The sequence below is a fragment of the Mycobacterium scrofulaceum genome (genome assembly GCF_001667885.1).
In the GTDB taxonomy this organism is placed as follows: domain Bacteria; phylum Actinomycetota; class Actinomycetes; order Mycobacteriales; family Mycobacteriaceae; genus Mycobacterium; species Mycobacterium scrofulaceum_C.
This window is the reverse complement of record NZ_LZJW01000042.1, coordinates 38,879-64,071: the sequence shown is the minus strand read 5'-3', so window position 1 is coordinate 64,071 and position 25,193 is coordinate 38,879. Positions and strand designations below refer to the sequence as shown.

Annotated in this window: 29 protein-coding genes; 22 read left to right on the top strand and 7 right to left on the bottom strand. The window is 68.8% G+C overall.

The window, feature by feature from the left end; all coding sequences use genetic code 11:
• Positions 1–76 precede the first annotated feature (76 nt).
• The 3 genes from A5681_RS05185 to A5681_RS05175 are packed head-to-tail and all read left to right on the top strand — an operon-like array spanning position 77 to position 2,928.
• The gene (locus A5681_RS05185; RefSeq protein WP_067270082.1) at positions 77–1,177 is read left to right on the top strand and encodes a Re/Si-specific NAD(P)(+) transhydrogenase subunit alpha; all 1,101 of its coding nucleotides are present in this window, start codon (positions 77–79) and stop codon (positions 1,175–1,177) included.
• Positions 1,178–1,507 carry an NAD(P) transhydrogenase subunit alpha gene (locus A5681_RS05180; RefSeq protein ID WP_007167221.1) on the top strand — a complete coding sequence of 110 codons (330 nt, stop codon included), beginning with the start codon at positions 1,178–1,180 and terminating at the stop codon, positions 1,505–1,507. It abuts the gene before it with no gap.
• Positions 1,504–2,928 (top strand): NAD(P)(+) transhydrogenase (Re/Si-specific) subunit beta, encoded by a 1,425-nt coding sequence (locus A5681_RS05175; protein WP_067270080.1) that lies wholly within the window; start codon positions 1,504–1,506, stop codon positions 2,926–2,928. Before A5681_RS05180 ends, A5681_RS05175 begins: the two co-directional genes overlap by 4 nt.
• A 2-nt stretch (positions 2,929–2,930) precedes the next feature.
• Here A5681_RS05175 and A5681_RS27020 read toward each other — a convergent pair whose 3' ends face one another.
• The gene (locus A5681_RS27020) at positions 2,931–3,056 is read right to left on the bottom strand and encodes a hypothetical protein (RefSeq protein WP_007167223.1); all 126 of its coding nucleotides are present in this window, start codon (positions 3,054–3,056) and stop codon (positions 2,931–2,933) included.
• 164 nt (positions 3,057–3,220) lie between these two features.
• On the opposite strand from A5681_RS27020, the gene A5681_RS05170 reads away from it, so the two are divergent.
• Positions 3,221–3,844 (top strand): TetR/AcrR family transcriptional regulator, encoded by a 624-nt coding sequence (locus A5681_RS05170; protein ID WP_067270078.1) that lies wholly within the window; start codon positions 3,221–3,223, stop codon positions 3,842–3,844.
• A gap of 10 nt (positions 3,845–3,854) precedes the next feature.
• Here A5681_RS05170 and A5681_RS05165 read toward each other — a convergent pair whose 3' ends face one another.
• A complete protein-coding gene (locus A5681_RS05165; protein ID WP_067270076.1) occupies positions 3,855–4,751 on the bottom strand; it encodes an alpha/beta hydrolase in 897 nt (298 codons plus the stop codon).
• Positions 4,752–4,860: 109 nt separating this feature from the next.
• Here A5681_RS05165 and A5681_RS05160 point away from each other — a divergent pair, with 109 nt between their 5' ends.
• From A5681_RS05160 to A5681_RS05145, 4 genes are all read left to right on the top strand, one after another.
• Positions 4,861–5,961 (top strand): diacylglycerol kinase, encoded by a 1,101-nt coding sequence (locus A5681_RS05160; RefSeq protein WP_067270073.1) that lies wholly within the window; start codon positions 4,861–4,863, stop codon positions 5,959–5,961.
• Between the two features lie 16 nt (positions 5,962–5,977).
• Complete coding sequence (locus A5681_RS05155; protein WP_067270071.1) at positions 5,978–6,718, top strand: glucose 1-dehydrogenase; 741 nt, start codon at positions 5,978–5,980, stop codon at positions 6,716–6,718.
• Positions 6,719–6,808: 90 nt separating this feature from the next.
• A complete protein-coding gene (locus A5681_RS05150; RefSeq protein WP_067270202.1) occupies positions 6,809–8,149 on the top strand; it encodes an FAD-binding oxidoreductase in 1,341 nt (446 codons plus the stop codon).
• 34 nt (positions 8,150–8,183) lie between these two features.
• Entirely contained in the window at positions 8,184–8,534 is a 351-nt protein-coding gene (locus A5681_RS05145; protein ID WP_067270070.1) for a hypothetical protein, read from the top strand.
• Here A5681_RS05145 and A5681_RS05140 read toward each other — a convergent pair.
• From A5681_RS05140 to A5681_RS05125, 4 genes are all read right to left on the bottom strand, one after another.
• Positions 8,531–9,073, bottom strand: coding sequence for a TetR/AcrR family transcriptional regulator (locus tag A5681_RS05140; RefSeq protein WP_067270068.1), 543 nt, complete (start codon positions 9,071–9,073; stop codon positions 8,531–8,533). The two genes, A5681_RS05145 and A5681_RS05140, sit on opposite strands and share 4 nt — an antisense overlap.
• 28 nt (positions 9,074–9,101) lie before the next feature.
• Positions 9,102–9,938, bottom strand: a complete 837-nt coding sequence (locus A5681_RS05135) for a thioesterase family protein (RefSeq protein WP_067270065.1) — start codon at positions 9,936–9,938, stop codon at positions 9,102–9,104.
• A 13-nt stretch (positions 9,939–9,951) separates the two neighbouring features.
• Positions 9,952–10,770: an SMP-30/gluconolactonase/LRE family protein gene (locus A5681_RS05130; RefSeq protein WP_067270063.1), complete on the bottom strand. Its 819-nt coding sequence runs from the start codon at positions 10,768–10,770 to the stop codon at positions 9,952–9,954.
• Between the two features lie 64 nt (positions 10,771–10,834).
• A complete protein-coding gene (locus A5681_RS05125; protein ID WP_067270062.1) occupies positions 10,835–11,311 on the bottom strand; it encodes an SRPBCC family protein in 477 nt (158 codons plus the stop codon).
• Positions 11,312–11,406: 95 nt separating this feature from the next.
• Between A5681_RS05125 and A5681_RS05120 the strand changes: the two genes are divergently transcribed.
• The 4 genes from A5681_RS05120 (at position 11,407) to A5681_RS05105 (ending at position 15,258) form a co-directional block, all read left to right on the top strand.
• Positions 11,407–12,297: an acyl-CoA thioesterase gene (locus A5681_RS05120; RefSeq protein WP_156737851.1), complete on the top strand. Its 891-nt coding sequence runs from the start codon at positions 11,407–11,409 to the stop codon at positions 12,295–12,297.
• A gap of 15 nt (positions 12,298–12,312) precedes the next feature.
• Complete coding sequence (locus A5681_RS05115; RefSeq protein ID WP_067270058.1) at positions 12,313–13,233, top strand: LLM class F420-dependent oxidoreductase; 921 nt, start codon at positions 12,313–12,315, stop codon at positions 13,231–13,233.
• A complete protein-coding gene (locus A5681_RS05110) occupies positions 13,233–14,408 on the top strand; it encodes an acyl-CoA dehydrogenase family protein (RefSeq protein WP_067270055.1) in 1,176 nt (391 codons plus the stop codon). The genes A5681_RS05115 and A5681_RS05110 overlap by 1 nt, the downstream gene beginning before the upstream one ends.
• Positions 14,409–14,529: 121 nt before the next feature.
• A complete protein-coding gene (locus A5681_RS05105; RefSeq protein WP_067270054.1) occupies positions 14,530–15,258 on the top strand; it encodes a ZIP family metal transporter in 729 nt (242 codons plus the stop codon).
• On the opposite strand, the gene A5681_RS05100 is transcribed toward A5681_RS05105, so the two are convergent.
• Positions 15,255–15,938, bottom strand: a complete 684-nt coding sequence (locus A5681_RS05100; RefSeq protein WP_067270052.1) for a DUF427 domain-containing protein — start codon at positions 15,936–15,938, stop codon at positions 15,255–15,257. The genes A5681_RS05105 and A5681_RS05100 overlap by 4 nt on opposite strands.
• A 111-nt stretch (positions 15,939–16,049) precedes the next feature.
• On the opposite strand from A5681_RS05100, the gene A5681_RS05095 reads away from it, so the two are divergent.
• From A5681_RS05095 to A5681_RS05050, 10 genes are all read left to right on the top strand, one after another.
• Entirely contained in the window at positions 16,050–17,219 is a 1,170-nt protein-coding gene (locus tag A5681_RS05095) for a CaiB/BaiF CoA transferase family protein (protein WP_067270050.1), read from the top strand.
• Positions 17,220–17,350: 131 nt separating this feature from the next.
• Positions 17,351–17,944, top strand: a complete 594-nt coding sequence (locus tag A5681_RS05090; protein WP_067270046.1) for a hypothetical protein — start codon at positions 17,351–17,353, stop codon at positions 17,942–17,944.
• Entirely contained in the window at positions 17,944–18,648 is a 705-nt protein-coding gene (locus tag A5681_RS05085) for an NIPSNAP family protein (RefSeq protein ID WP_067270045.1), read from the top strand. The genes A5681_RS05090 and A5681_RS05085 overlap by 1 nt, the downstream gene beginning before the upstream one ends.
• A 62-nt stretch (positions 18,649–18,710) precedes the next feature.
• Positions 18,711–19,886, top strand: a complete 1,176-nt coding sequence (locus A5681_RS05080) for a cytochrome P450 (protein WP_067270200.1) — start codon at positions 18,711–18,713, stop codon at positions 19,884–19,886.
• Between the two features lies 1 nt (position 19,887).
• Positions 19,888–20,862, top strand: coding sequence for a zinc-binding dehydrogenase (locus tag A5681_RS05075; protein WP_067270043.1), 975 nt, complete (start codon positions 19,888–19,890; stop codon positions 20,860–20,862).
• Complete coding sequence (locus A5681_RS05070) at positions 20,859–21,623, top strand: HpcH/HpaI aldolase family protein (RefSeq protein WP_067270038.1); 765 nt, start codon at positions 20,859–20,861, stop codon at positions 21,621–21,623. Before A5681_RS05075 ends, A5681_RS05070 begins: the two co-directional genes overlap by 4 nt.
• On the top strand, positions 21,613–22,011 hold the full coding sequence (locus A5681_RS05065; RefSeq protein WP_067270036.1) for a nuclear transport factor 2 family protein: 399 nt from the start codon (positions 21,613–21,615) through the stop codon (positions 22,009–22,011). The genes A5681_RS05070 and A5681_RS05065 overlap by 11 nt, the downstream gene beginning before the upstream one ends.
• A complete protein-coding gene (locus A5681_RS05060) occupies positions 22,008–22,736 on the top strand; it encodes an SDR family NAD(P)-dependent oxidoreductase (protein WP_067270030.1) in 729 nt (242 codons plus the stop codon). The genes A5681_RS05065 and A5681_RS05060 overlap by 4 nt, the downstream gene beginning before the upstream one ends.
• Positions 22,733–24,238: a flavin-containing monooxygenase gene (locus tag A5681_RS05055; RefSeq protein WP_067270013.1), complete on the top strand. Its 1,506-nt coding sequence runs from the start codon at positions 22,733–22,735 to the stop codon at positions 24,236–24,238. The genes A5681_RS05060 and A5681_RS05055 overlap by 4 nt, the downstream gene beginning before the upstream one ends.
• Positions 24,235–25,191 carry an alpha/beta hydrolase gene (locus A5681_RS05050; protein WP_067270011.1) on the top strand — a complete coding sequence of 319 codons (957 nt, stop codon included), beginning with the start codon at positions 24,235–24,237 and terminating at the stop codon, positions 25,189–25,191. Before A5681_RS05055 ends, A5681_RS05050 begins: the two co-directional genes overlap by 4 nt.
• Positions 25,192–25,193 lie beyond the last annotated feature (2 nt).

Sequence of the window (25,193 nt, the reverse complement as noted above, 5' to 3'; positions counted from 1 at the left end):
CGTTAAGGTAGCGAAGCGTGCGGCCAGCCAGCGGCACATTCAAACGGCAGAAAATGGGAAAGCAGATGTACGCGCCATGACAGATGCGCAGACGACGGTAGGGGTGGTCGCCGAATCCGGGGCCGACGAACGACGGGTCGCGCTGGTCCCCAAGGCGGTGGCGTCGCTGATCAGCAGCGGTGTGGCGGTGGTGGTCGAGTCGGGCGCGGGCGAAAAGGCGTTGCTTCCCGACCAGCTCTACACCGAGGCGGGCGCCAGCATCGGGGACGCCTGGGCCGCCGACATCGTCGTCAAGGTGGCGCCGCCGACCAAAGAAGAGGTCGGCAGGCTGCGCCGCGGGCAGACGCTGATCGGGTTCCTGGCGCCGCGCAACGCCGACAACTCGATCGGCGCGCTCACCGAGGCCGGGGTCCAGGCGTTCGCGCTCGAGGCCATTCCGCGAATCTCGCGGGCCCAGGTCATGGACGCGCTGTCGTCGCAGGCCAACGTGGCCGGCTATAAGGCCGTGCTGCTGGCCGCGTCGGAGTCGACCCGGTTCTTCCCCATGCTGACCACCGCGGCCGGCACCGTGAAGCCGGCCAGCGTGCTGGTGCTCGGCGTCGGGGTGGCCGGGCTGCAGGCGCTGGCGACGGCCAAGCGGCTGGGCGCGCGGACCTCCGGCTACGACGTGCGCCCGGAGGTGGCCGACCAGGTCCGCTCGGTCGGCGCTCAATGGCTCGACCTCGGCATCGACGCGGCCGGTGAGGGCGGGTACGCCCGCGAGCTCACCGAGTCCGAACGCGCCCAGCAGCAGCAGTCGCTGGAGAAGGCGATCGCCGGGTTCGACGTGGTGATCACCACCGCGCTGGTCCCGGGGCGACCCGCGCCGCGCCTGGTGACCGCCGCGGCGGTCGAGTCGATGAAGCCCGGCAGCGTCGTGGTCGACCTGGCCGGGGAGACCGGCGGCAACTGCGAACTGACCGAGCCCGGGCAGACGGTCGTCAAGCACGACGTCACGATCGCCTCGCCGCTGAACCTGCCGGCGACGATGCCCGAGCACGCCAGCGAGCTCTACAGCAAGAACATCACGGCGCTACTGGACCTGTTGATCACCGACGGCAAGCTGGCCCCTGACTTCGACGACGAAGTGATCGCGGCCTCCTGCGTGACCCGCGCCGGTACCGGAGAGGACTCCTAGATGTACGACGAATTACTCGCCAACCTGGCGATCCTGGTGCTGTCCGGGTTCGTCGGGTTCGCGGTCATTTCCAAGGTGCCGAACACCCTGCACACGCCGCTGATGTCGGGCACCAACGCCATTCACGGCATCGTGGTGCTGGGCGCCCTGGTGGTCTTCGGCGAGGTCGAACACCCCTCGCTGGCCGTGCAGATCATCCTGTTCGTCGCGGTGGTGTTCGGCACGCTCAACGTCATCGGCGGCTTCATCGTCACCGACCGGATGCTCGGGATGTTCAAGGGCAAGAAGAAGGCCGTGCCCGTGAAGACCGAAGACCTGGCGGCGAAATGAACTACCTGGTCACCGTTCTCTACATCATTTCGTTCGCCCTTTTCATCTATGGCCTGATGGGCCTGACCGGGCCCAAGACGGCGGTGCGCGGCAACCTGATCGCCGCGGTCGGCATGGCCATCGCGGTGGCGGCGACGCTGATCAAGATCCGCCACACCGAGTCCTGGGTCCTGATCATCGCCGGTCTGGTCGTGGGTGTGGTGCTCGGTGTGCCGCCGGCGCGGCTGACAAAGATGACCGCCATGCCGCAGCTGGTGGCGTTCTTCAACGGCGTGGGCGGCGGCACGGTCGCGTTGATCGCGCTCGCGGAATTCATTGAGACGTCCGGCTTTTCGGCGTTCCAGCACGGTGAGTCGCCGACGGTGCACATCGTGGTGGCGTCGTTGTTCGCCGCGATCATCGGCTCGATCTCGTTCTGGGGATCCATCATCGCGTTCGGCAAGCTGCAGGAGATCATCTCCGGCTCGCCGATCGGCTTCGGCAAGGCCCAGCAGCCGATCAACCTGCTGCTGCTGGTCGCCGCAGTCGCCGCGGCCGTGGTGATCGGCCTGCACGCGCATCCCGGGACCGGCGGGGCGCCGCTCTGGTGGATGATCGGCCTGCTCGTCGCGGCCGGCGTGCTGGGCCTGATGGTGGTGCTGCCGATCGGCGGCGCCGACATGCCCGTGGTGATCTCGTTGCTGAACGCGATGACGGGGCTGTCGGCCGCGGCCGCGGGCCTGGCGCTGAACAACACCGCGATGATCGTCGCCGGCATGATCGTCGGCGCCTCCGGTTCGATCCTGACGAACCTGATGGCCAAGGCGATGAACCGCTCGATCCCGGCGATCGTCGCGGGCGGATTCGGTGGCGGCGGCGTGGCGCCCAGCGGCGACGGCGGCGGCGACAAGCACGTCAAGGCGACGTCGGCCGCCGACGCGGCGATCCAGATGGCCTACGCCAACCAGGTGATCGTGGTTCCGGGGTACGGCCTGGCCGTGGCGCAGGCCCAGCACGCGGTCAAGGACATGGCGTCGCTGCTGGAGGACAAGGGTGTGCCGGTCAAGTATGCGATCCACCCGGTCGCCGGCCGCATGCCCGGGCACATGAACGTGCTGCTCGCCGAGGCCGAGGTCGACTACGACGCCATGAAGGACATGGACGACATCAACGACGAGTTCGCCCGCACCGACGTCGCGATCGTCATCGGCGCCAACGACGTCACCAATCCGGCGGCGCGCAACGAACAGTCAAGCCCGATCTACGGCATGCCCATCCTCAACGTGGACAAGGCCAAATCGGTGATCGTGCTGAAGCGGTCGATGAACTCCGGGTTCGCGGGCATCGACAACCCGCTGTTCTACGCGGACGGGACGACGATGCTGTTCGGGGACGCGAAGAAATCGGTGACCGAGGTCGCCGAGGAACTGAAGGCCTTGTAGGGCTAAACCGGCGGGTAGGCGGGCGGCGGGTAGCCGTTTCCGTCGACGACGCCGCGCAGGCCCCACGGGACATAGCGGAAGAAGAACTCGATCTCGTCGCTAGCGTCGTAGTCCGGGCTCGGATCCATGAGGCCACCCCTCCAGTCGCGACTTGAGCTTTGACAGCGAGTCTAGTCCCATCCGTGTCCGGGCGACACCTGGCGTTTGCCTAAACTGTCCAACCAGTTGATTGATAATTGGCCTTGCCCGGCACCCCAAGGGTCCCGCCCGGCAGTGACGATAGCGAGGGCAGATGCCATCCGAGAACGGACTAACGCGACGCGAGGAGTTGCTGGCCGTCGCCACCAAGCTGTTCGCCGCGCGCGGTTACCACGGCACCCGGATGGACGACGTCGCCGACGTCATCGGGCTGAACAAGGCGACGGTCTACCACTACTACGCCAGCAAGTCCCTGATCCTCTACGACATCTACCAGCAGGCCGCCGAGCGCACGCTGGCCGCCGTGCACGACGACCCCTCGATGACGGCGCGAGAGGCGTTGTACCAGTACACCGTGCGCCTGCTCGACCAGATCGCTGCCAATCCCGAGGGTGCCGCCGTGTACTTCCAGGAGCAGCCGTACATCACCGAGTGGTTCACCGAGGAGCAGGTCGCCGCGGTCCGCGAGAAGGAGACCCAGGTCTACGAGCACGTCCACGGCCTGATCGACCGGGGGATCGCCAGCGGGGAGTTCTATCAGTGCGACTCGCACGTCCTGGCGCTCGGATACATCGGCATGACGCTCGGCGCCTACCGGTGGTTGCGGCCCAGCGGACGTCGCAGCGCCAAGGAGATCGCCGCGGAGTTCAGCACCGCGCTGCTGCGCGGCCTGATCCGTGACGAAGCGATCCGGACGAGTTCTCCGCTCGGCCCGTGAGCTCGCCCGGCTACGCCGGGCCCTTCAGGTGCTTGTCGAGGAAGGCGAGTTGGTCGGCGACGACACGATCGAATGCCTCGTCGACGTAGATCGCGAAGTGGCCCTCGGGATACAGCTTGACCTCGCCCCGCGGAGCCTTGGCGGCATAGCGCAGCGTCGCCGCCGCCGGTGCCACCGAGTCGGCTTCGCACACGCAGAACAAGATCGGGCAGGGGATCTTCGCGGCGTCGCGGCCGGGGCGGTAGGCCATGATCTTCAACGCGATGCGGGCCGCCACTTCGTTGGTCAGCTCCGCTCCCTCGGGCACGAGCCTGAGGTAGCCGGGGTACGCGTCGGGCGTGCTCATCAGGGCGACTTCGCCCGGTCTTCCGACGGTCGGCACCATGACCGGAGGCTTGCCCAGCCGGGCGGCCACCAGGTCGCGCGTCGCCAGGAGGCCGACTCGCGCGAAGACCGCCGGGTTGCTGATCGTGCGCGCGGACGCGATGCCGTCGGTGAAGGGGCATTGGGCGACCGCGGCGGCGATGCCCGGCAGCCGGGCCGCCGTGGCGATCACATGCCCGCCGGCAAAAGAGGTGCCCCACAAGGCGATTCGATCGTGGTCGATCCCCGGGAGGGTGCGGGCGTAGGCGACCGCCGCCGCCCAGTCGGCGAGCTGCAGCCCGACATCGAGCACCTGGCGGGGCCGGCCCTCGCTGTCGCTGAAGTTGCGGTAGTCGAACACCAGGCAGGCGTAACCGGCCGCGCTGAAACGATCGGCGTACGCGTCCAGCCGCATGCTCCGCACCCCGCCCAGGCCGTGCGCCATCACCAGCAGCGGCGCCGGTTCGCCGGCCGCCGGCCGGTAGAGCCAGGCGCTGATCAAGTCGCCGCCGGAGGGGAACTGGACGTCTTCGCGTTGTGTCATCGGGGAGTCATTCTGCCCGGGCGATCGCGACCGGTCCGGCGGTATGCGGCAAAGAATTTATGGACTACTGTCTAGAAACGTTTGGAGCGCTCAACGGACGGAGACTCTCATGGCGATCCGCGTCGCGCACGTCGGCACCGGAAACGTCGGGGGGCTGGCCCTTGCCGAACTGATCACCAACCCGCAGTTCGAACTGACGGGCGTGTGCGTGTCCACCCCGGAGAAGGTCGGCAGGGACGCCGGCGAACTGTGCGGCGTCGCCCTGGAACCCGGGGTCGTCACCGGGGTCACGGCCGTCTCGGACCTCGACGCACTGCTCGCCACCAAGCCCGAATGTGTCGTCTACTGCGCGATGGGCGACACCCGGCTGCCCGACGCGATGGCCGACGTCATGCGCATCCTCGCCGCCGGCGTCAACGTCGTCGGCTCGTCGCCCGGGCTGCTGCAATACCCGTGGGGCGTGATGCCAGACAAGTACATCGGTCGCGTCGAAGACGCTGCCAAGCAGGGCAATTCGAGCATCTTCATCAGCGGCGTCGACCCGGGATTCGCCAACGACCTGATCCCGTTCGCGCTCGCCGGCACCTGCCAGCGCGTCGAGCAGGTGCGCTGCATGGAGATTCACGACTACGCGAGTTACGACGGCGCAGAGGTGATGCACTACATGGGATTTGCCCGTCCCATGGACGAGATCCCCATGCTGTTGCAACCGGGCATTCTCAGCATCGCCTGGGGCACCGCGATCCGTCAGCTGGCCGCCGGCCTGGGCATCGAGGTCGACGAGATCACCGAGTCCTACCAGCGCGAGCCGGCACCGGAGGATTTCGACATCGCGGTGGGCCGGGTCGCCAAGGGGACCGTGGCCGTGCTGCAGTTCGAGATCCGCGGCATGGTCAAGGGCCATCCCGCGATCGTCATCGAGCACGTCACCCGGCTGCGGCCCGACCTGCGACCGGACTTGCCTCAGCCCGCCGCGGGCGACGGCTCCTACCGCGTCGAGATCACCGGGGAGCCGTCGTACGCCGTCGACATCATTCCCAGCAGCCGCAAGGGCGACCACAATCACGCCGCGATCGCCGGCGCGGCGGGCCGCATCGTCAACGCCATCCCCGCGGTCATCGCCGCGCCTCCCGGCATTCGGACCACGCTCGACCTGCCGCTGGTCACCGGCAAAGGCCTTTACGCACCAACCACTTTGGTGAGCACCTAAATCGAAAGGAGTCCCTGTGGGACGGGTAGAAGGCAAAGTTGCGCTGATCAGCGGCGGCGCCCGGGGGATGGGCGCCGAGCATGCGCGGCTGCTGGCATCCGAGGGCGCCAAGGTGGTGATCGGCGACATCCTCGACGACGAGGGGAAGGCGGTGGCGGACGAAATCGGCGACTCCGTCCGCTACGTCCACCTCGACGTCACCCAGCCCGACCAGTGGGACGCCGCCGTCGAGACCGCGGTCAGCGAATTCGGCAAGCTCAACGTGCTGGTCAACAACGCCGGAACCGTCGCGCTCGGACCGCTGAAGAGTTTCGATCTGGCCAAGTGGCAGAAGGTGATTGACGTCAACCTGACCGGAACCTTCCTGGGCATGCGGGCGGCCGTCGAGCCGATGATCGCCGCGGGCGGCGGTTCGATCATCAACGTGTCCTCCATCGAGGGCCTGCGCGGCGCACCCATGGTGCACCCCTACGTCGCGTCCAAGTGGGGCGTGCGCGGGCTGGCGAAGTCCGCGGCCCTGGAGTTGGCGCCGCACAACATTCGCGTCAACTCGGTGCACCCCGGCTTCATCCGCACCCCGATGACCCAGCACCTGCCCGAGGACATGGTGACGATTCCGCTCGGCCGCCCGGCCGAGTCGCGGGAGGTCTCGACGTTCATCCTGTTCTTGGCCAGCGACGAGTCGTCCTACTCCACCGGTAGCGAGTTCGTGATGGACGGCGGCCTGGTGACCGACGTGCCGCACAAGGAGTTCTAGCCCGGCGGTTCGTCGCCGAGCGTGCACTCACGGCGAGAATTGGGCTTTGTTTTCGCCGTCAGTGCACGTTCGGCGTAGGGGATGGTGTCGATGCTGCGTAGCCTGGCCGAGGTAGTGGGAGCGAACCACGTCGTCACCGATCCCGACGTGCTCGCGGGCCGCAGCGTCGACCACACCGGGCGCTATCGCGGACGGGCCAGTGCGCTGGTGCGACCGGGATCGGCCGAGCAGGTCGCCGAGGTGCTGCGACTATGCCGGGACGCCGGGGCGCACGTGACGGTGCAGGGGGGTCGCACCTCGCTGGTGGCCGGCACCGTTCCCGAACACGACGACGTGCTGCTGTCCACCGAGCGGCTGCACGGCATCGAGGACGTGGACACCGTCGAGCGCCGTGTCCACGCCGGCGCCGGCGCGACGCTGGCCGCGGTGCAACGGGCCGCCGGCGCCGCCGGCCTGCTGTTCGGTGTGGATCTGGCCGCCCGGGACACGGCGACCGTCGGGGGGATGGCGTCGACGAACGCCGGCGGACTGCGCACCGTTCGCTACGGCAACATGGGCGAACAGGTCGTCGGCCTCCAGGTGGCGTTACCCGACGGTTCGCTGCTGCGCCGTCACAGCCGGGTGCGCCGGGACAACACCGGCTACGACCTGTCGGCGCTGTTCGTCGGCGCCGAGGGCACCCTCGGCGTGATCACCGCGCTCGAACTGCGCCTGCACCCCACCCCGGCACGGCGGATCACGGCGATCTGCGGATTCGACGACCTGGCCGATTTGGTCGATGCCGGCCGGACGTTCCGGGACACCGACGGCATCGCGGCGCTGGAACTGATCGACGGCCGGGCCGCCGCGCTGACCGGCGAGCACCTCGGGGTCGGCGCACCGGTCGACGGCGACTGGCTGCTGCTGGTGGAGCTCGCCGCCGACCACGACCAGACCGACCGGCTCGCCGACCTGCTCGACGGCGCGCGAATGTCCTCCGAACCCGCGGTCGGGGTGGATGTCGCCGCGCAGCAACGGTTGTGGCAGGTGCGCGAGTCACTCGCCGAGGTGCTGGGCGTGTACGGGCCGCCGTTGAAGTTCGACGTCTCCCTGCCGCTGTCGTCGGTCGACGAATTCGCCAGCGCCGCAGTCGATTTGGTACGGTCCAACGCGCCGGAGGCGCTGCCCGTGCTGTTCGGCCACATCGGTGAGGGCAACCTGCATCTCAACGTGCTGCGCTGCCCGGTCGAGCGGGAGACGGCGCTGTACAGGCCGATGATGGAACTCATCGCGCGATCCGGCGGCAACGTCAGCTCCGAGCACGGCGTCGGCACCCGCAAGCGGCACTACCTGGGCATGTCACGCGAGACCGCGGACATCGCGGCGATGCGGACGATCAAGGCCGCGCTCGACCCGACCGGCTACCTTAACGCGGCGGTGCTGTTCGACTGATCGTTCTCGCGCCGTCTGACATACGCTGGGCTCCATGGCCTCCGGGATCTTCGACACGCCCATCGTCGGGTTCGTCAACAATTTGTTCAATGGCATGATCGACGCGCCCGTCGTCGGGCCACTGGTGCGACGCGGGCTGATCAAGATTCGCTACGTCGGCAGGCGTTCGGGTAAGACGATCCAGACCCCGGTCGGGTACCGCCGCTCCGGCGACGGCATCGTCATCAACGTCATGTCGCCCGATAGCAAGACGTGGTGGCGAAACTTCCTCGGCGAGGGCGGTCCGATCACGCTGCTCAACTTCGACGGCGCCGACCGCACCGGCCACGCGATCGCCAGCCGCGATGAGAAGGGCCGCGTCAAGGTCGAGGTGCGGCTCGACTAGTCCGAAGGCGGCTTGATGCCGACCGCATGCCGCAACTGCGCCAGGAACTGGTCGGCATCGTCGCTGGGGACGATGTAGTGCGAGATGGCGATGCGGATGACTGTCGCCGCCTTCACCGCGGCGTTGGGCCCGGGCAGGTGGCGCTGCAGGCCCTCCCGCATCTGCGGGATGACCCCGGAGAACTGGGCGATGGTGTGCTCGGGCTCGACATCGACCATGCGCACGCCGGAGTAGGAGTGCTGGTACTCGACGATGAACCGGAGCACGGCGTCGAGCTTGTCCACCCCCTTCAGGCCCGCGGTGGCCCGGACCAGGCCGCTCTCGAAGATCTGCCGCTCGTAGCTCGAAAACGCCGATAGCAGCTCCTCTTTGGAGGCGAACCAGCGGTAGAGCGTCGGGCGGGAAACCCCGGCCTGGGCGGCGACGTCGGAGAGGCTGAGTTTGGTCTTGCCGTTGCGGCCGAGCACCTCGGCCGTGGCGTCGAGGATGCGCTGACGCGTCGAGGTGTCGGGTTCTGCGGTCTGGGCCGGCCGGCTCATGTCTGTAACTCTACGAAGCGGGGGAAGGTCATTTCGCTTCCCGGGCAGGCTTGGGCGGGCGCGGGCGTACCAGGACGGACTGCTGGATGGATCCCACCGCGCCACGCTCGTCGAACAATGTGCCGACGGTGGTGCCGATGCCGTCCGGGCCGTAGTTGGTCTCGGCGCGAATGCCGACCCACTCCCCGTCGGGGACCCGGAACACGTGCACGGCCAGATCGGTGTTGAGGAAGGTCCACCGGCTGATGTCCAGCTTGCTGCCGATGCCGTTGGCGCAGTCGGCGACGGCGAACAGGCGCTCCAGCGGGGTCATGCTCTCGCCGGTGACGAGGTCGACGGTCGGGTGAATCCACGACTCGCCCGGGCCCGGGCTCAGCGGTTCCGTCAGCCACAGCCAGTCCAGGCTGTGCACGTAGTTGCGGTCCCAGTCCCGCGCCGTCAGGTTGCGATCGCGCGCCACGCTGCGCGGCGCCGGCATATCGGATGCGGCGTGGGCCACCTCCCGGGTGTCCAGCGTCTGCAACCGCCAGCCGCTGGCGCGCGCGACCGGGCGGGGTTGACCGTCGGGACCCGGCGCCAGCATCTCGGCGCCGACCAGCTCGATCTGTTTGCCCCCGCGCTGCACCTGGGCGCTGACCCACAGGTCGCCCTCGGCGGGCACCCCGCCCAGCAGGTCGATGACGACGCGCGAAAGGCGCGTGTCGTCGCGCTGATCGCACCGCTCCAAGGCCCGGACCAGCAGCGCGGATACCGGCCCGCCGTGCTGGATCGCCGCCGACCAGGTGCCGCGCGCCAGGTCGGTGGCCCGAAACTTTTCCCCCAGCGGGTCGGCGGCGTCGACGAGCTCGTAGTAGGAGTCGGTCATCCTCAACCTCTCGTCAGGGCAGTCCGGCGCCGGGCGTGGTCACCGTGACGGCGTCCAGCCGGGACAGCCGGGTCCCGACCAGGCGCTGGGGATAGGCGTCCGTGCTGGACAACAAGAACAGTGTCCGGCGCTCGGGGCCGCCCAGCGCGCAGGCGATGGCGACGCGCTCGCCCATGTCGATGCGGTCGGTCACGTCGCCGCCCTCGGTGATCCGCTCGAATTGGTGGGCCAGCGTCATCGACGCCCACACCGCGCCGTCGGCGTCGAGGGCGATGCCGTCGGGCGGACCGTCGAGGCCCTCGGCGAACACGCGGCGGTCGGCCAGCCCGCCGTCCTCGTCGATCGTGAACGCGGTCAGCCGGCGGCCGGTCGACTCGGCGACGATCAGGGTCCTACGGTCCGGCGTGATCACCATGCCGTTGGGAAAGTCGAGGTCCTCCGCGACAATCGCGGCGCCGTCGTCCGGGTCAAGCCGGATGATGCAACCGCCGCTCATCGCCTGGCACCCGATGTAGGCCCGGCCCGTGTCGTCAATGACCATGTCGCCGAGGTTGGCCTGCGCCAGGTCGGCGAGATCGGCAATGAGGTCGACGGTTTCACCGTCGTAGCGGAGCACCTTGCGGTCTTCGGCAGAGACGATCAGCAGCGATCCGTCGGGCCGGAACCCCAGGCCGGACGGCGAATGCCCGGGCAGCGGCAGCGTGGTCACCGACCCGCTCATGGTCGAGGTGTGCACGGCCTCGCCGAGCATGTCGGAGAACCACAGCAGGCCCTCGAACCAGCGCGGGCCCTCACCGAAGCAGAAGCTGTTGGCCAGCGGTTCGGGAATCATCCGCGAACCCCCTCCACCGCTTTACAAAACACCGCCAAAGTGTCATGCACCGCGGGTATCGGTGTCAATCTCGCGGCTTGCCGAGTTCGCGGGCGACGGCCTGGTGGTACGCATCGATCTTCGCGGGATTGACCTGCTGAAAAAGCTGATCCGGCAGCGGCGCGTGCTTGAACGCCTCGATCGTCATGGTCCGCGAGAACAGCGTGACGTCCTGCCCCGGCCTGGTGAACCGGTACGCGACCGTGATGCGGCCCTCCAGTCCGCCGTTCCCGTCCCGATCGTGGCCCAGCCGCCCGATCGAGGTGAACACGAAGAGCGTCGGGCGCACGGCGGCCGCCAGTTGCCAGGTGAAGATCCGGTCCCCGTCGGGCCCCGCCTCCTCCCAGGTGTCGCCGACCCGCAGCGGCAGCTCCGGGAGGCCGCCGATGTGCGCGCTGCCGGGATAGGTCTTCGTCCAATTCTCGGGGTTGGTGACGAAGTCGTAGACGGTCTCGGCGGACTGGGTGAATGCGGTCTCCGATGTGCTGGTCACGATGCCCAATTGCGTTGCCTCCCTGCCTTTGTTAGCCAAGCTTTACAAATCTTAGTCAAAGTGTCACGCTGTGCGATGAGCTGCCAACGAGAGATGGGGCCGAATTGACTACCGAATCTGAGCAGACCGAGTGGACGGTTCAGGGGCTACTGGATCTGTTCGACGTGCGGGCCGACGGGCAGGACCGGTTCACCGGCGATACCGGCGGTGATCTTGGAGCCGGCGGCGACGAACGGCAGGTGGTGGAGGGCACCCAGGTGCTCGCCCAGGCGATTGTCGCGGTGGCCAAGCGATTTCCCGACAAGTCGGTGCGCTCGGCGCACGCGGTGTTCTCCCGCGCCGTCACCGTGGGGCCGCCCATCGAGCTCGTGCTCGACGTGGTCGCCGAGGGCCGGTCCACTGCCACCGCCGTCGTCGCCGTGCATCAGAACGGGCGGCGCTGCCTGAGCGTCACCGTGCTGGCCGACGTACCGACCGGTGACGTCATCCGGCACCACCTGCCCCGCCCCGACGTGACCGGGCCCGACGGCGCCAACCCCTCGCCCATGCCGATGGTCGGCCGCGAACTGCGCCTAGTCGACGTCGTCGACGTCAACAGCCCCGACGAAGTCGGGCCGCCGGAGCTGTACGCGTGGCTGCACTACGACACGATCCCGGAACGCGATGACCTGGCGAAGGCGCTGCTCGCGTACTTCACCGGCCACCTGGGCATCTCCACCACGATGCGGGCGCACCCGGGCATCGGCACCGCCCAGGCCCACCTGACCGTGTCCACCGCGCCGATGAGCATCTCCGTGGCGTTCCACGAACCGGTGCGATGGGACGGCTGGCTGCTCTACACGCACGAGAGCACCCAGGTCGGCGCGGGAATGTCGTATGTGCGCGGCACGGTGCATTCCGAGGAGGGCGAGCTGCTGTGCTCCTTCGCCCAAGAAGCGCTGATCAGGCCGCTGCGCACCAGCGACACATCGATCGACTCCCGCGCCCGGTTCTAGCGGCTGGTCGTCCTCATGCGGTTCACCATCACCCACCCGATGCACAGCCACCCGTACAACCCGGAGTTGGTGAGCGGGGACGGCATCGCGAAGGTGGCCGCCGCCACCGAAGCGGCCGGCATTCACGGGTTCGGCTTCACCGATCACCCGGCGCCGTCGCAGCGCTGGCTGGAAGCCGGTGGGCATGACGCGTTGGATCCCTTTGTCGCGCTGGGCTTCGCGGCCGCCACCACGAGCACCCTGCGGCTGATTCCCAACATCGTGGTGCTGCCGTATCGAAACCCGTTCGTGGTGGCCAAGTCTGGCGCAACGCTGGATCTGTTATCCGGCGGCCGGTTCACCCTTGCGGTCGGTGTGGGTTATCTCAAGCGCGAGTTCGCCGCGCTCGGCGTGAGCTACGACGAGCGGGCCGAGCTGTTCGAGGAAGCGTTGCAGGCGATCCGGGCGGTCTGGACCGGCGACGACATCACCTACGAGGGAAAGCATTTCAGCGCCCGCGGGATCACCGCGCACCCCCGGCCGGTCAGCGACCCGCACCCGCCGATCTGGATCGGCGGCAACACGTCGTCGGCGCGGCAGCGTGTGGCGCAGTACGGTGACGGCTGGTGTCCCTTCCCCGCGCCGCCCCAACTGGCCCAGACGGCAGGCACCGCCGTCATCGACTCGGCGGAACGCCTGCGCGAGGGCATCGACGACCTGCGGCGCCGCTGTGATGCCGCGGGACGGGACTGGTCGGCGATCGACATCACCTTCACCAACTTCGCGGGTGGCAGCGTTACCGACGACGACTTCAACGCCGACGCCTACCTCGACGGCTTGGAGAAGCTGAACAAGTTGGGCGTGACGTGGGTCAGTGTCCACCTGCCGGGCGACAGCATCGCCCACGCGCTCGAGACCCTCGACCGCTTCCGCGCCCTGGTGATCGACGCCGCCTGATGGACTTCTCCCGCGTCGAACTCTCACCCGAGGACCAGGCCTTCCGCGACGAGACCCGGGCGTTTATCGCGAAGATCGTCACCGATGAAGTGCTGCACCGGCAGTTGGAGTTCGGCGAAAACTTCGACGAGCAAGTGCATTTGGCGCTGGGTGAGGCCGGCTATCTGGAATCGGATTGGAAGCTGGAGTCCGAGGGCGGGTTCAGCCCGGTCCGCCGGCGCATCTTCCAGCTCGAGATCGCCCGGGCGCATACGCCGTGGTATCACTGGGGCACCACATCCGCGGTCGCGCGGCTGGTGCGCCAATTCGGTGCGCCGGAACTGGCCGACCAGGTGATGCCGGGTGTGCTGTCCGGCGAGATCCGGCTCTGTCTCGGCTATACCGAGCCCGAGGGCGGCTCCGACGTCGCCACCTGCAAGACGCGCGCCGTGCGGGACGGCGACGGTTGGATCATCAACGGCTCCAAGATGTTCACGTCGAATGCGCAGAACGCCCGGTACGTCTTTCTGCTCACCAACACCGACCCGCAGGGGCCGAAGCACCGGAACCTCACCATGTTCCTGGTGCCGCTGGACTCGCCGGGGATCGAGATTCAGGGCATCCGCACCCTGGACGGCGACCGCACCAACATCGTCTACTACAGCGACGTCCGCGTCGACGACCGCTACCGCATCGGCGAGGTGAACGGCGGTTGGACGGTGATGCGCTCGGCGCTGGACTCCGAGCACGGCATTGTGGACCCGGAAGACCATGGCCTGCAATACCTTGCCGCCATGTCGGCGCACGGTGACCTGATGGCCGAAGTCGTCGACGCCGTCGTGGCGGCCGCCGCCCAAACCGGGCCCGACGGCCGGCGGCCGCTGGACGACGACGCGGTGAAATACCGGCTCGGCCGCGACGTCGCCCGGATGGAGGCGGCATTGTCCACTCCCGGGATGTTCGGACGGGTCGCCATCGCGCAGACGATGCGCGACATCACCCCGGACCTGATGGACATCCTCGGGACCGCGTCGGCGTTGCCCGCCAAAGCCGCGGGCTCGGCCACCGACGGTGCGGCAGAACACCTTTACCGGCTGGCGCTGCCGCTGGGGATCTATGGCGGCACCCTGGAAGTGTTCCGCAACATGATCGCCCAGCATGAGCTCAAGCTCGGCCGCCCCAGTTACGGCGGCTAGCTCAGAAGCGCTTCGCTAGCGACACTTTCGCGGACTCGGCTCGCAGGGTCGCCGGGTCGCCGATCGCCGGGTCGCGCGCTACCTTTTCACCGGGTACCGGTCGCAGAGAGGTGGGCCCGCAGTGGTGGTTCTCGTGGCCCTCGGCTCTTTTATCACCACGCTGCTGGGCGGGTATGCGGCGCTGCGGATCGGTTCCTACCGCCATCTGGTGCTCGGCCTGGCCGCCGGCTTGATGCTCGGCGCCGTGGCCTTCGACCTGCTGCCGGAAGCGCTGAGCCAACGGTACTGGGTCCTTTTCGGCATACCGGCTCCGCTGCTCGCGTTCGTCCTCGGCTTTCTCGTACTGCACGTCATCGAACACGCGGTGGGCATCCATCGCGGCGACGGATCGGAGGATGCCGGTGATCCGGACGCGCCCGGCGTCGGGATCGTCGCCGCGTCGGGTCTGATCGGCCACAGCGTCATGGACGGATTCGCCATTGGCGCCGCATTCCAGGCGGGAGCGGCGGCGGGTGCGGTGGTGGCGGTCGCGGTGATCGGCCACGATTTCGCCGACGGCTTCAACACCTACACCGTCACCTCGCTATATGGAAACGACCGGCGGAGGGCCCTGACCCTGCTCGGCGCCGACGCGGTCGCGCCGGTGGCCGGGGCGGCTCTCACCCTGGCGGTGACGATTCCCCATCGCCTGCTCGAGGTGTACCTCGGGTTCTTCGCCGGTTTCCTGATGTATCTGGCCGGCGCCGACATCCTGCCCAGGGCACACGCCGGCCGCCGAACCTCGGCGACCCTCGCATGCACGATCGGCGGTGTGCTGTTCATGCTGGCGATCGTCGGGCTCGCGAGTTAACCGCCGGTGTGCGGCAGCTCGGCCACCACGTCCACCCGGGCGAGGTCGAAGCTCAGAAAACCCTTGATGGGCAGGCTTTCTGGTGGCGGATCTGAGTAGCTCCACGCGACGTCCTCGGCGACGCGGCCGTCCACGTCGGCAGACCAGTACGTGGCGAAACCCTTGTAGTTGCAGTAGCTCACCGTGTCCGACCGCCGCAGCAAGTCGGTGCGCACGTGCACCGGGTCGACGTAAAGCCTTGGCGCCAAGGCGGTCTCGAATAGAATCACGGTGTCGTCGGTGTCCACCAGCACCGTGCCCGCGACCGAGACGCGCAGCCGGCGTTTGGTGGGCCGGCAGTCCACGCGGTGATAGGGATTCGGCGGGTAGTGGACGAGTTCTCGGCCCTCTTCCAGCCAGGTGTCGACGGCGTCCCACGGCACATGGACAAACCCCGGCGCCTCCGGCTCGGGCTCGGTGGGCAGATCGCCGACGTCCTCGGCGCGAAAGACGTAGCTGAGCGGTCGGCCCCGCCGGTGGACCAGCAGGGCCCCTTCGGTGTCGATCACCAGGCGTCCATCCTGGAACGCTTGCACCCGACGCGGATGAGGTTCGATGAAGACGACGTCGTCAGGCAGCGGGGGCGAGAATCGCCCGGCCGGATCACTGCTGAGCGGACCACGTCCGGCTACCAGGCTCATGGCGCTCCTTCCATCGCACGCAAACGCCACCGAATGTCACGCTAGCGTGGCACTCACTATGCAGCGTCACGCTGGCGTGACATCCGGAGAGCGCAGGGTAGGAACTTAGCCATGGCGGGACCAATGGAGGGCATCAAGGTCGTCGAGCTCGGGGTCTGGGTGGCCGGGCCGGCCGCCGGCGGCATCCTCGCCGACTGGGGCGCCGACGTCGTCAAGATCGAGCCGCCGAGCGGTGACCCCGGACGCCTGTTCGGCCGGATGCTGGGCTGCGACCTGGGTGTCAACCCGCCGTTCGAAATGGACAATCGTTCCAAGCGCAGCGTCGTGCTGAATCTCGCGGAGAAGGCGGACCTCGACACCGCGTTCGAATTGCTTGCCGACGCGGACGTTTTCGTCACCAATGTGCGGCCCGGCGCGTTGCAACGCCTGGGGCTGGATTTCGAATCGGTGGCCGCCCGTAATCTCCGCCTGGTCTACGGCCTGATCACCGGCTACGGCGAGACTGGGCCCGACGCCGACCGGGCCGCCTACGACGTGGCCGCGTTCTGGTCGCGCGCGGGCGTGGCTCACCTGCTGACCCGCCCGGGTGACACCCCGCCGTTCCAGCGCGGCGGCATGGGTGACCACTCGGCCGGCATGACGCTGGCCGCGGCGATCTGCGCGGCGCTGGTCGCCCGGCAGCGCACCGGAACCGGCCAATTGGTCACCACCTCGCTCTATCGCCAGGGCGCCTACACCGTGAGCTTCGACCTCAACACCTATCTGCTGACCGGCCAGCCGATCGCGATCGGGCAACGCGAATCGATGGGCAACCCCTGCATGAACAACTACGCGACCGCCGACGGGCGGCGGTTCTGGATCGTCGGGCTCGAGGGTGACCGGCACTGGCCCCCGCTGTGTCGCGTCGTCGGCCATCCGGAGTGGCTGGACGATCCCCGCTTCGCCGACGCCTACGCGCGCTTCGCCAACGCGGCGGAACTGATCGCCGAACTGGACGCCATCTTCGCCACCCGGACCCTCGACGAATGGGCGCAGGCCTTCGCCGCCGAGCCCGACTTCTTCTGGTCACCGGTGAACAGCCTGGAGGACGTCGTCGCCGACGAGCAGTTCCACGCCGCGGGCGGCATCGTCGACGTGCCCGACGGGGAAGCCGGCGTCGCGATGGTCGCCACCCCGGCCGATTTCCACGGCACACCCTGGGCGCCGCGTTCTGCGGCACCGGAACTCGGTCAGCACACCGACGAAGTGCTGGCCGAACTGAAGGCGCGCCGCGGCTCGTGACCACCGGTCGCGCCTTTACAAAATTGCTCCTAAGTGTCACGCTGTCCGGTGAGCCGCGCGAGGCGGCACCCAGCCCAGGACAAGCGTTGCGGTAAGCGCCAGTTTCGGTGCGGCGGTGAGGAACGGATTGCATGGTCACGTCAACCTTCGACATCAGCCACGGCGGCCGGGTGAAGGCCGCCCGAGCCGGCCGCGCGGACCGCGACTGTCTGCGATATCGGCTCGACGTCATCGCGGCGAGCGCCCTCGATGTCGTCCAATCGGCCGGCGGGTGGCTCTATGACCGGGCGATGGCCGGTTGGCAGGTAACCGTGCTCCTGCCGGGTGGCGGCGACGCCCGATCGCTGCGGATCCTCGGTGTGCATGCCCTGGATGTGGAGGAGTATTTCGCCGCGATGGGCCCGGGCGCGACGAGTGAGAGCCTGGCCGTGAGCGCCGAGGCGTTCGCGGCGGACGCGCGGGTGCGCGACCGGGTGCTCGAGTCGCTGGACGACCGGATGACCGAAGTCGCGTTGTGGGGCCGAGCGCCGACCGGGTGGCCGCTGCGGGTGGATCGCGGGATGGCCCGCGCACAGTACGCGCTCAGCGCGGCGGCGCGCAGGTTCAAGGGTCACGCGCTGGCGGCGGCCGGAATCGATTGCCCCACGGTGTATTCCACCGAGACCCTGCTCTGCGACTGGGGAACCTGTGGGCGCGGCGACTCGGGGCTGGTCCGGCTCGACTGATGAAGAAGTATTACGGGCACACGCTGCTCTATTTGCACGAGACCGTCTCGCTCGGCGCCGGGCGCAGCGACCACTTCACCGAGGTTTTCTGCGATACCTACCGGCCGATGATGGACGAGCTGGGCGCGCGGCTGTTCGCGATCTGGGAGACCACGCCGTACAACGGTCACTGGCCCCAGGTGACGATCATCTGGGAGATCGACGGGTTCGCCGACTACGCGCGCATCGGGGCCGCCCAGGCGCGCGGCGGCAGCCACGAGGCCGCGGCGGGCAAATGGTCGGCGTTCCTGGCCGACATCGGCGCCGCGGGGGAGGGCCGAATCATGTACCCCGGGCCCAGTAACAAAAACCTCGCCCAATTGCGCGAGACCAATTTCACTGCGCCGCTGGTGATTCAGGAGATCATGCAGACAAAGCCGGGGCGTCAAGACGACTACATCCGCGAACTCGAGCGCCTCTACGTCCCCTGGTCGGAACGCACCGGCAAGCGCTGGCTTGGGTCGTTCACCACGACCTTCCGCTACAACGAGGTCATCCACTACTGGGCGTTGGACGGCGGCTGGGAATGCTTCGCGAATCACTACCCCTCGTGGAAAGACAGCCCGCCCGCCGAGATCGTCACCTGGATGAGTGTGGCGCCCGCCCTGCGCGACGGCTGGGAGGACTCGATCCTGCAAGCCCTACCGCCCTCGCCGCTGCAGTGACGGGACAGCCAGCGGCGCCGGGTTTCGCGGACTTCGCCTACGACCCCTTCGACGCGCAGGTGATGGCGAATCCGCTGCCTTACTACCGAATCCTGCGCGACCACTATCCCGTCTACTACATGCCGCAGTGGGATACCTACGCGCTGTCCCGCTTCGAGGACATCTGGCAGGTGCTTGAGGTCAACGACGGCACGTTCGTCGCGTCGGAAGGCACCCTGCCGGCGGCGAGCGTCCTGGCCGAGCACAACACCGGCCCGGTCGACGACCCGCCGTTGCATCCCCTGCCGTTCCACGCGGTGTTCGACACGGACCTGTACGCGGAGATCCGCCGCGCCCACTCCCAGCCGCTGCGCCCCAGGGCGGTCACCGGCTGGGAGGCGCGCATCCGCCGGCTGGCCAATGAGCGGCTGGACGAGCTGTTGCCGCGCGGTTCGTTCGACCTGACTCAGGACTACGGCGGCATCGTCGTCGCCTCTGTGGTGTGCGAACTGCTGGGCATTTCAACCGATCTCGCGCCGCAGGTGCTGGCCGCGGTCAATGCGGGCAGCCTGGCCGAGGCCGGTGTCGGGGTGGACACCGCCCAGGCGCGACCCAACTATTTCGAATACCTGCTGCCCGCGGTGCGGCGCCGCCGCGCCGACCAGTCCGGCGAGCCGCTCGCCGTCGTCGACGGCCTGATCGGCTACCGCCTGCCCGACGGCAGCCCGCTCGACGACGTCGAAGTCGCCACCCAGATGCTCTGCATCTTCATCGGCGGCACCGAGACGGTGCCCAAGATCGTCGCCCACGGGTTGTGGGAGCTCATCCAGCGGCCCGACCAGCTGGCCGCGGTGCGCGCCGACCTCGAGAACAACGTGCCCGTAGCGCGCGAGGAGATGATCCGGTTCTGCGCGCCGGCGCAGTGGTTCGCCCGAACCGCGCGAAAGCCCTTCACCATTCATGGCGAGACCATCCGGCCCGGGCAGCGCGTCATCACGCTGCTCGCCTCGGCCAACCGCGACGAACGGGAATATCCCGAGCCCGACGACTTCATCTGGGACCGGCCCATCCGCCGCTCGCTGGCCTTCGGTCGCGGGCAACACTTCTGCATCGGCTACCACCTGGCCCGGTTGGAAGTCGCTGTGCTGCTGCAGGAATGGCTGCGCCGGGTGCCCGACTTCGCGGTTCAGGCCAAAGCCGCCAGGCGGCTGCCCTCCAGTTTTCAGTGGGGTTGGAACAACATCCCGGTGGAGGTCTGACGTGTGGTCCTACCGGATCATCGCGCCCTACCGGTTCGAGCGGACCACGATCCCGGAAAAGACGCCCGAGTGCCTCGCCGACGGCGAGGTCCTGCTGCGGTTCATGGCCGCCGGCGTGTGCGGCAGCGATCTGCCCGCCTTTCGCGGTGCCCGCGGGCGCATTCCGGGCGACGACGGGACCAGCGCGGCCGAGAAGGACGGCTTCCCCATCCATGAAGTCGCCGGTGAGGTGATCGCCAGCCGGCATCCCGCGCACCGTGCCGGCGACCGGGTCGTCGGCTGGGCGTCCGGGTTCGACGGCATGATGGAACGCGTAATCAGCAACGGCGACGGCCTCGCGCCGTACGACCCAGCACTGACCCCGGCGCAGGCGGTCGGCCTGCAACCGCTCGCGTGCGTCCTGTACGCCTGCGAGCAGCTGCCGGATCTCGCCGGCAAGCACGTGGCGATCATCGGTCAGGGGTCGATCGGTCTGCTGTTCTCCTACGTGGCCAAGGCGGCCGGCGCCCGGCGCGTCACCGGGGTCGATCCCGTCGACCGGTCAAGCGCGGCAGCCGCTTTCGGGGTCGACGACCCGGTGCGTGCCACCAGCGACCGGTGGGTGAGCCAGCTCGCCGCCGCCGACCGCGCCGACGTGGTCATCGAGGCCGTCGGTCACCAGGTCGCCACGCTCGGCCACGCCATCGATGCCACCGCCCCCGGCGGCACCGTCTTCTACTTCGGCGTCGCCGACGACGACGCCTACCCCATCAACATGCGCGCCATGCTGCGCAAGAACCTGACGCTGAAATCCGGTGTGACACTGGACCGGCGGCGGATGCTCGAACTCGCCGGCAAGTTCGCCGCCGAACACCCCGACCTCCTCACCACCTACCTGACGCACACGTTCGGCGTCGACGACGTGCAGGGCGCCTTCGACTTGGCCTGTCGCCCCGTCCCCGAGCGCATCAAGATCGCGATCGGACATCCCGCGTGACGGACAATTCGCAGAGCGTTTTGCAACGGGCGCTGAACCGGGGTGGGCCGATATGGGGCGGCTGGATCACCGGTCCCACCCTGCTCGGGCCCGAGGAATTCGCCAGGGCCGGTTACGACTACGTGGGCTTCGACGCCCAGCACGGCTACCTGGACGACGCCGACATCGCCGGCATGCTGCGCCGGATCGAGCACCTTCCGATCGGAACCGTGGTGCGGCTGCCCAACGCCGACGCGGCACCGATCGGGCGCGTGCTGGACGCCGGCGCCGACGCCGTGGTCATCGCGATGATCGAGTCGGCGGACCAGGCCGCCGCGGCGGTGGCCGCCACCCGCTACCAGCCCGCGGGTATCCGCAGCTTCGGCCCGCTGCGGGCCAGCCTGGGCCGCGACACCGCCGCGCTGGAATCTCGGGTCAGCGTGTTCGCGATGATCGAGACCGCCGCGGCGCTATCCAGCCTCGATGAGATCTGCGCCGTCGACGGGCTCGCCGGGCTCTACGTGGGGCCCGCCGATCTGGCGCTCTCCCTCGGCGTCGATGTGGCTGGCGCAACCACGCAGCCGGCCGTTCTCGATGCGATCGTGCAAACCCACCGGGTGGCCACAGCGGCCGGTTTGGTGACCGGCATCCACGCCGGTGACGGCACGACGGGCCGCGCCATGGCGAAGCTGGGGCTGTCGATGATCACGCTGACGGCCGAATCGCATGCGTTGCGGCGGGGAGCCGCCGAGCACCTGCGGGAGGCCACCGATGGCGGATGACCCGGAAGCGATCCGCGAGCTGCTCGCCGGCTACGCGCTCGCGCTCGACGCGGGCGACATCGACGAGTGCCTTGGCCTGTTCACCCCCGACGCCGAATTCCTGGTCTACGGACGGGTCTTCGCCGGACACGACGGCATCGGGAAGATGTTCAGGGACGCCCCGCACGGATTGCACCTGACCGGAGTCTCCCGCATCGCCGTCCACGGCGACAGCGCGACGGCCCGGTCGCAGGTCTTGTTCGTCCGGGCGGGCGACCTGCACCTACGGCCGGCCCTGTATGACGACGAAATGGTCCGCACCGACGGGCAATGGCGTTTCCGGCGGCGGCGGTGCCAGTTCGTCACCGGGCGCGGCCTGTCCGACACCCCCGAGGTCACACCATCATGAATGAACGCGTTGCCCTCGTCACCGGCGCCGCCGGCGGCCAGGGCTGGGCCATCGCCAATCGGCTGCGCGCCAACGGCTATTCGGTGGCCGCCTGCGACCGGCGCGTCGACGAGCTGAACGGCCTGGTGGGCGAATTGGGCGACGATGGGGTGATCGCGATCGAACTCGACGTCACCTCGGAGTCCCGGTGGGGGTCGGCCGTGCGCGCCGTGGTCGACCGCTTCGGCGCGCTGACCACCTTGGTCAACAACGCTGGCGTGCTGCACCGGGCGTCGTTGGCCGACGAGACCGCCGATGACTTCGAAAACTCCTGGCGGGTCAACTGTTTGGGCGCGTTTCTGGGCATGCACGCGACGCTGGAACACCTGCGGGCGGCCACCCAGGCCGCCATCGTCAACATTTGCAGCACCGGCGCCATCCGCCCCTTCCCGCACCACGCCGCCTACGGCTCGGCGAAGTGGGCGCTGCGCGGCCTGACCCAGAACGCCGCCGCCGAACTGGCCCCCTTCGGGATCCGCGTCAACGCGGTGTTCCCCGGGCCGATCGCGACCCCGATGCTCGATGACGCCACCCAGCTGCGGCTGGCCGCGTCGTCGGCCTTCGGGCGGATCGGCCAGCCGCGCGAGGTCGCCGACGCGGTCGCGTTCCTGGTCTCCGAGGCGGCGTCGTTCATCACCGGCGCCGAACTGGTCGTCGACGGCGGCCAATGCGTGCAGATCCGATGACCGGCCCCACGATCGGCATCATCGGCGCCGGGCCAGGGGGGCTGGCGCTCGGAATCCTACTGTCGCGGGCCGGCTTTCGGGATTTCACCATCTTCGACCGCGAGGACGGCGTCGGCGGCACCTGGCGGATCAACACCTATCCGGGACTGGCGTGCGACGTCAAATCGCACCTGTACTCCTACTCGTTCGACCTGAATCCGGACTGGTCGCGGCTGTGGTCGGCGCAGCCCGAGATACTGGCGTACTTCCAGCGATGCGCCGACAAGTACGGGCTGGTCCCGCACCTGAAGCTGCGCACCGACATCCGGGCCGCGCGGTGGGAGGCAGACACCCGGCGGTGGTGCCTGACCACGGCCGAGGGCCGACTCCACCACTTCGATGTGGTGGTCTCCGCCGTCGGCCTGTTCACCCGCCCGCTCCTGCCCGATCTCGTGGAGCAGGAGCCGTTCACCGGAACGGTGCTGCACTCGGCGCGGTGGGACCATTCGATCCCGCTGGAAGGCAAGCGGATCGCGGTGCTCGGCACGGGATCCACGGCGTCGCAGCTGTTGCCCGAACTGGCGAAGGTGGCCGGCCAGGTGTATTCGGTGCAGCGATCGCCGACCTGGATCCTGCCCAAGCCCGACCGGCACTACACCCGGCGCGAGCGCTGGGCGTTCGCCCACGTCCCGGGCGCCAAAAGGCTGTACCGGACCCGGCTGTGGTTACGCAGCGAAGCCAACATATCGGTGATCGAGAACGGCAGCGACAAGACCCGGGAGTTCACGTCGGCCGCTTTGGGTCTGCTCGAAAAGACCGTCGCCGACGAGGAATTGCGCCGCAAGCTCACCCCGACCCACCCCCTGGGATGTAAGCGGCTGGTGTTCTCCTCCGACTACCTCACGGCGCTGACCCGGCCCAACGTCGAGGTGTTGACCAGCCCGGCGCGGTACCTGCGGGCGCGGTCCCTGGTCACCGAGGACGGCACCGAACGCGAGGTCGACGTGGTGGTGTGTGCCACCGGCTACGCGGCCGCCGACTATCTGGGCGAACTGGACGTGTGCGGGGAGGGCGGCACCACCCTGCGCGAGGCCTGGCGCGACGGGGCGCACGCCTACCTGGGGATGGCCGTGCCCGGTTTTCCCAACTTCTTCATGCTGTACGGCCCGAACACCAATGTCGGCTCGAACAGCGTGATCTTCATGCTCGAGGCGCAGGCGCGCTACATCGTGCGGGCGCTGAAACACCTGCGGCGCAAGGGCAAGACCTACATCTCGGTGCGGCCCGCCGCGCTCGCGGACTTCGTCGCCAAGATCGACCGCTGGATGGTCGGCACCGTCTGGACCACCCAGTGCAGCAACTACTTCCGCGCCCCGAACGGCCGCGTGGTGACGCAATGGCCGCGAAGCGCTCGCAGCTTCTGGGGCATGACGCGCAGGTTCGCACCGGGTGACTTCCACTTCGAGCCCACCGCCGATTCTGTGGCCGGTACATTGACGGCGTCAGAGCGCGGAACGCGATGACGGAGCTGGACGGCGTCGAGCGGCTTGACCCCGCACTGCGGGCCATCGCGACCACCCGCACCGACTTTTCTTTCGGCTCAATCGAACTCACCCGTGAGCCGTTCAACGAGCGTCGGCGGGCCGCCGCCGAGCAGACCGACGCGCGCGGTGTCCAGATCGGCGAAGAGACGGTGCCGGCCGAGTCGCCGGTGCCGGTGCGGATCTATCGCGGCGGGCAGACACCGGGACCCGTGGTGGTCTACTGCCATGCCGGCGGGTTCGCCCTGGGCAACCTGGACACCGACCACCGCCAGTGCGTCGAACTGGCCCGCCGCGGCCGCTGCACGGTGGTGTCCGTGGGCTACCGGCTGGCGCCGGAGCATCCCTACCCGGCCGCGCTCGCCGACGCGAGCGCCGTGCTGAGGTGGGTGGTGGCCGGCGCCGGCAAGCTCGGCGTCGATCCCGCCCGGCTCGCCGTCGCCGGCAGCAGCGCGGGCGCCGCCCTGGCCGCGTGCCTGGCGCAGGCGGCGGCCGACGGGTCACTGCCCCCGGTCGTCTTCCAGTTGCTGCACCAGCCGGTGCTAGACGATCGAGTCACCCCGTCCAAGAAGGAGTTTCGTAGCAGCCCGGCGTTCGACGGTGCGGCCGCCGACCTGATGTGGGGCCACTACCTGGGCGGAACGGCCAGGCCGGACGCGGCCGTGCCCGCTCGGCGGGACCGGTTCGACGGGCTGGCCCCGGCGCTGATCACGTGCGCGGAGATCGATCCCTTCCGCGACGAGGCGGTCGACTACGCGCTGCACCTGCTGCACGCCCGGGTGTCGGCCGAACTGCACGTGTTCGCCGGCACCTGCCACGGATTCGACTCGCTGTTGCCCGATTCGCCGACATCCGAGTACCTGTTCGCGCTGCAGGGGCACGCATTGGGACGCGCCCTGCACGGGAGCCGCGCGGGACCTTCGCCTCTACCCTGAGG

Bases quoted from the DNA above. Each gene is read 5' to 3' on its own strand.
- A5681_RS05185 (WP_067270082.1), top strand. From the start codon at position 77: ATGACAGATGCGCAGACGACGGTAGGGGTGGTCGCCGAATCCGGGGCC.
- A5681_RS05180 (WP_007167221.1), top strand. From the start codon at position 1,178: ATGTACGACGAATTACTCGCCAACCTGGCGATCCTGGTGCTGTCCGGG.
- A5681_RS05175 (WP_067270080.1), top strand. From the start codon at position 1,504: ATGAACTACCTGGTCACCGTTCTCTACATCATTTCGTTCGCCCTTTTC.
- A5681_RS27020 (WP_007167223.1), bottom strand. From the start codon at position 3,056: ATGGATCCGAGCCCGGACTACGACGCTAGCGACGAGATCGAGTTCTTC.
- A5681_RS05170 (WP_067270078.1), top strand. From the start codon at position 3,221: ATGCCATCCGAGAACGGACTAACGCGACGCGAGGAGTTGCTGGCCGTC.
- A5681_RS05165 (WP_067270076.1), bottom strand. From the start codon at position 4,751: ATGACACAACGCGAAGACGTCCAGTTCCCCTCCGGCGGCGACTTGATC.
- A5681_RS05160 (WP_067270073.1), top strand. From the start codon at position 4,861: ATGGCGATCCGCGTCGCGCACGTCGGCACCGGAAACGTCGGGGGGCTG.
- A5681_RS05150 (WP_067270202.1), top strand. From the start codon at position 6,809: ATGCTGCGTAGCCTGGCCGAGGTAGTGGGAGCGAACCACGTCGTCACC.
- A5681_RS05145 (WP_067270070.1), top strand. From the start codon at position 8,184: ATGGCCTCCGGGATCTTCGACACGCCCATCGTCGGGTTCGTCAACAAT.
- A5681_RS05140 (WP_067270068.1), bottom strand. From the start codon at position 9,073: ATGAGCCGGCCGGCCCAGACCGCAGAACCCGACACCTCGACGCGTCAG.
- A5681_RS05135 (WP_067270065.1), bottom strand. From the start codon at position 9,938: ATGACCGACTCCTACTACGAGCTCGTCGACGCCGCCGACCCGCTGGGG.
- A5681_RS05130 (WP_067270063.1), bottom strand. From the start codon at position 10,770: ATGATTCCCGAACCGCTGGCCAACAGCTTCTGCTTCGGTGAGGGCCCG.
- A5681_RS05115 (WP_067270058.1), top strand. From the start codon at position 12,313: ATGCGGTTCACCATCACCCACCCGATGCACAGCCACCCGTACAACCCG.
- A5681_RS05110 (WP_067270055.1), top strand. From the start codon at position 13,233: ATGGACTTCTCCCGCGTCGAACTCTCACCCGAGGACCAGGCCTTCCGC.
- A5681_RS05100 (WP_067270052.1), bottom strand. From the start codon at position 15,938: ATGAGCCTGGTAGCCGGACGTGGTCCGCTCAGCAGTGATCCGGCCGGG.
- A5681_RS05095 (WP_067270050.1), top strand. From the start codon at position 16,050: ATGGCGGGACCAATGGAGGGCATCAAGGTCGTCGAGCTCGGGGTCTGG.
- A5681_RS05090 (WP_067270046.1), top strand. From the start codon at position 17,351: ATGGTCACGTCAACCTTCGACATCAGCCACGGCGGCCGGGTGAAGGCC.
- A5681_RS05085 (WP_067270045.1), top strand. From the start codon at position 17,944: ATGAAGAAGTATTACGGGCACACGCTGCTCTATTTGCACGAGACCGTC.
- A5681_RS05080 (WP_067270200.1), top strand. From the start codon at position 18,711: ATGGCGAATCCGCTGCCTTACTACCGAATCCTGCGCGACCACTATCCC.
- A5681_RS05065 (WP_067270036.1), top strand. From the start codon at position 21,613: ATGGCGGATGACCCGGAAGCGATCCGCGAGCTGCTCGCCGGCTACGCG.
- A5681_RS05060 (WP_067270030.1), top strand. From the start codon at position 22,008: ATGAATGAACGCGTTGCCCTCGTCACCGGCGCCGCCGGCGGCCAGGGC.
- A5681_RS05055 (WP_067270013.1), top strand. From the start codon at position 22,733: ATGACCGGCCCCACGATCGGCATCATCGGCGCCGGGCCAGGGGGGCTG.
- A5681_RS05050 (WP_067270011.1), top strand. From the start codon at position 24,235: ATGACGGAGCTGGACGGCGTCGAGCGGCTTGACCCCGCACTGCGGGCC.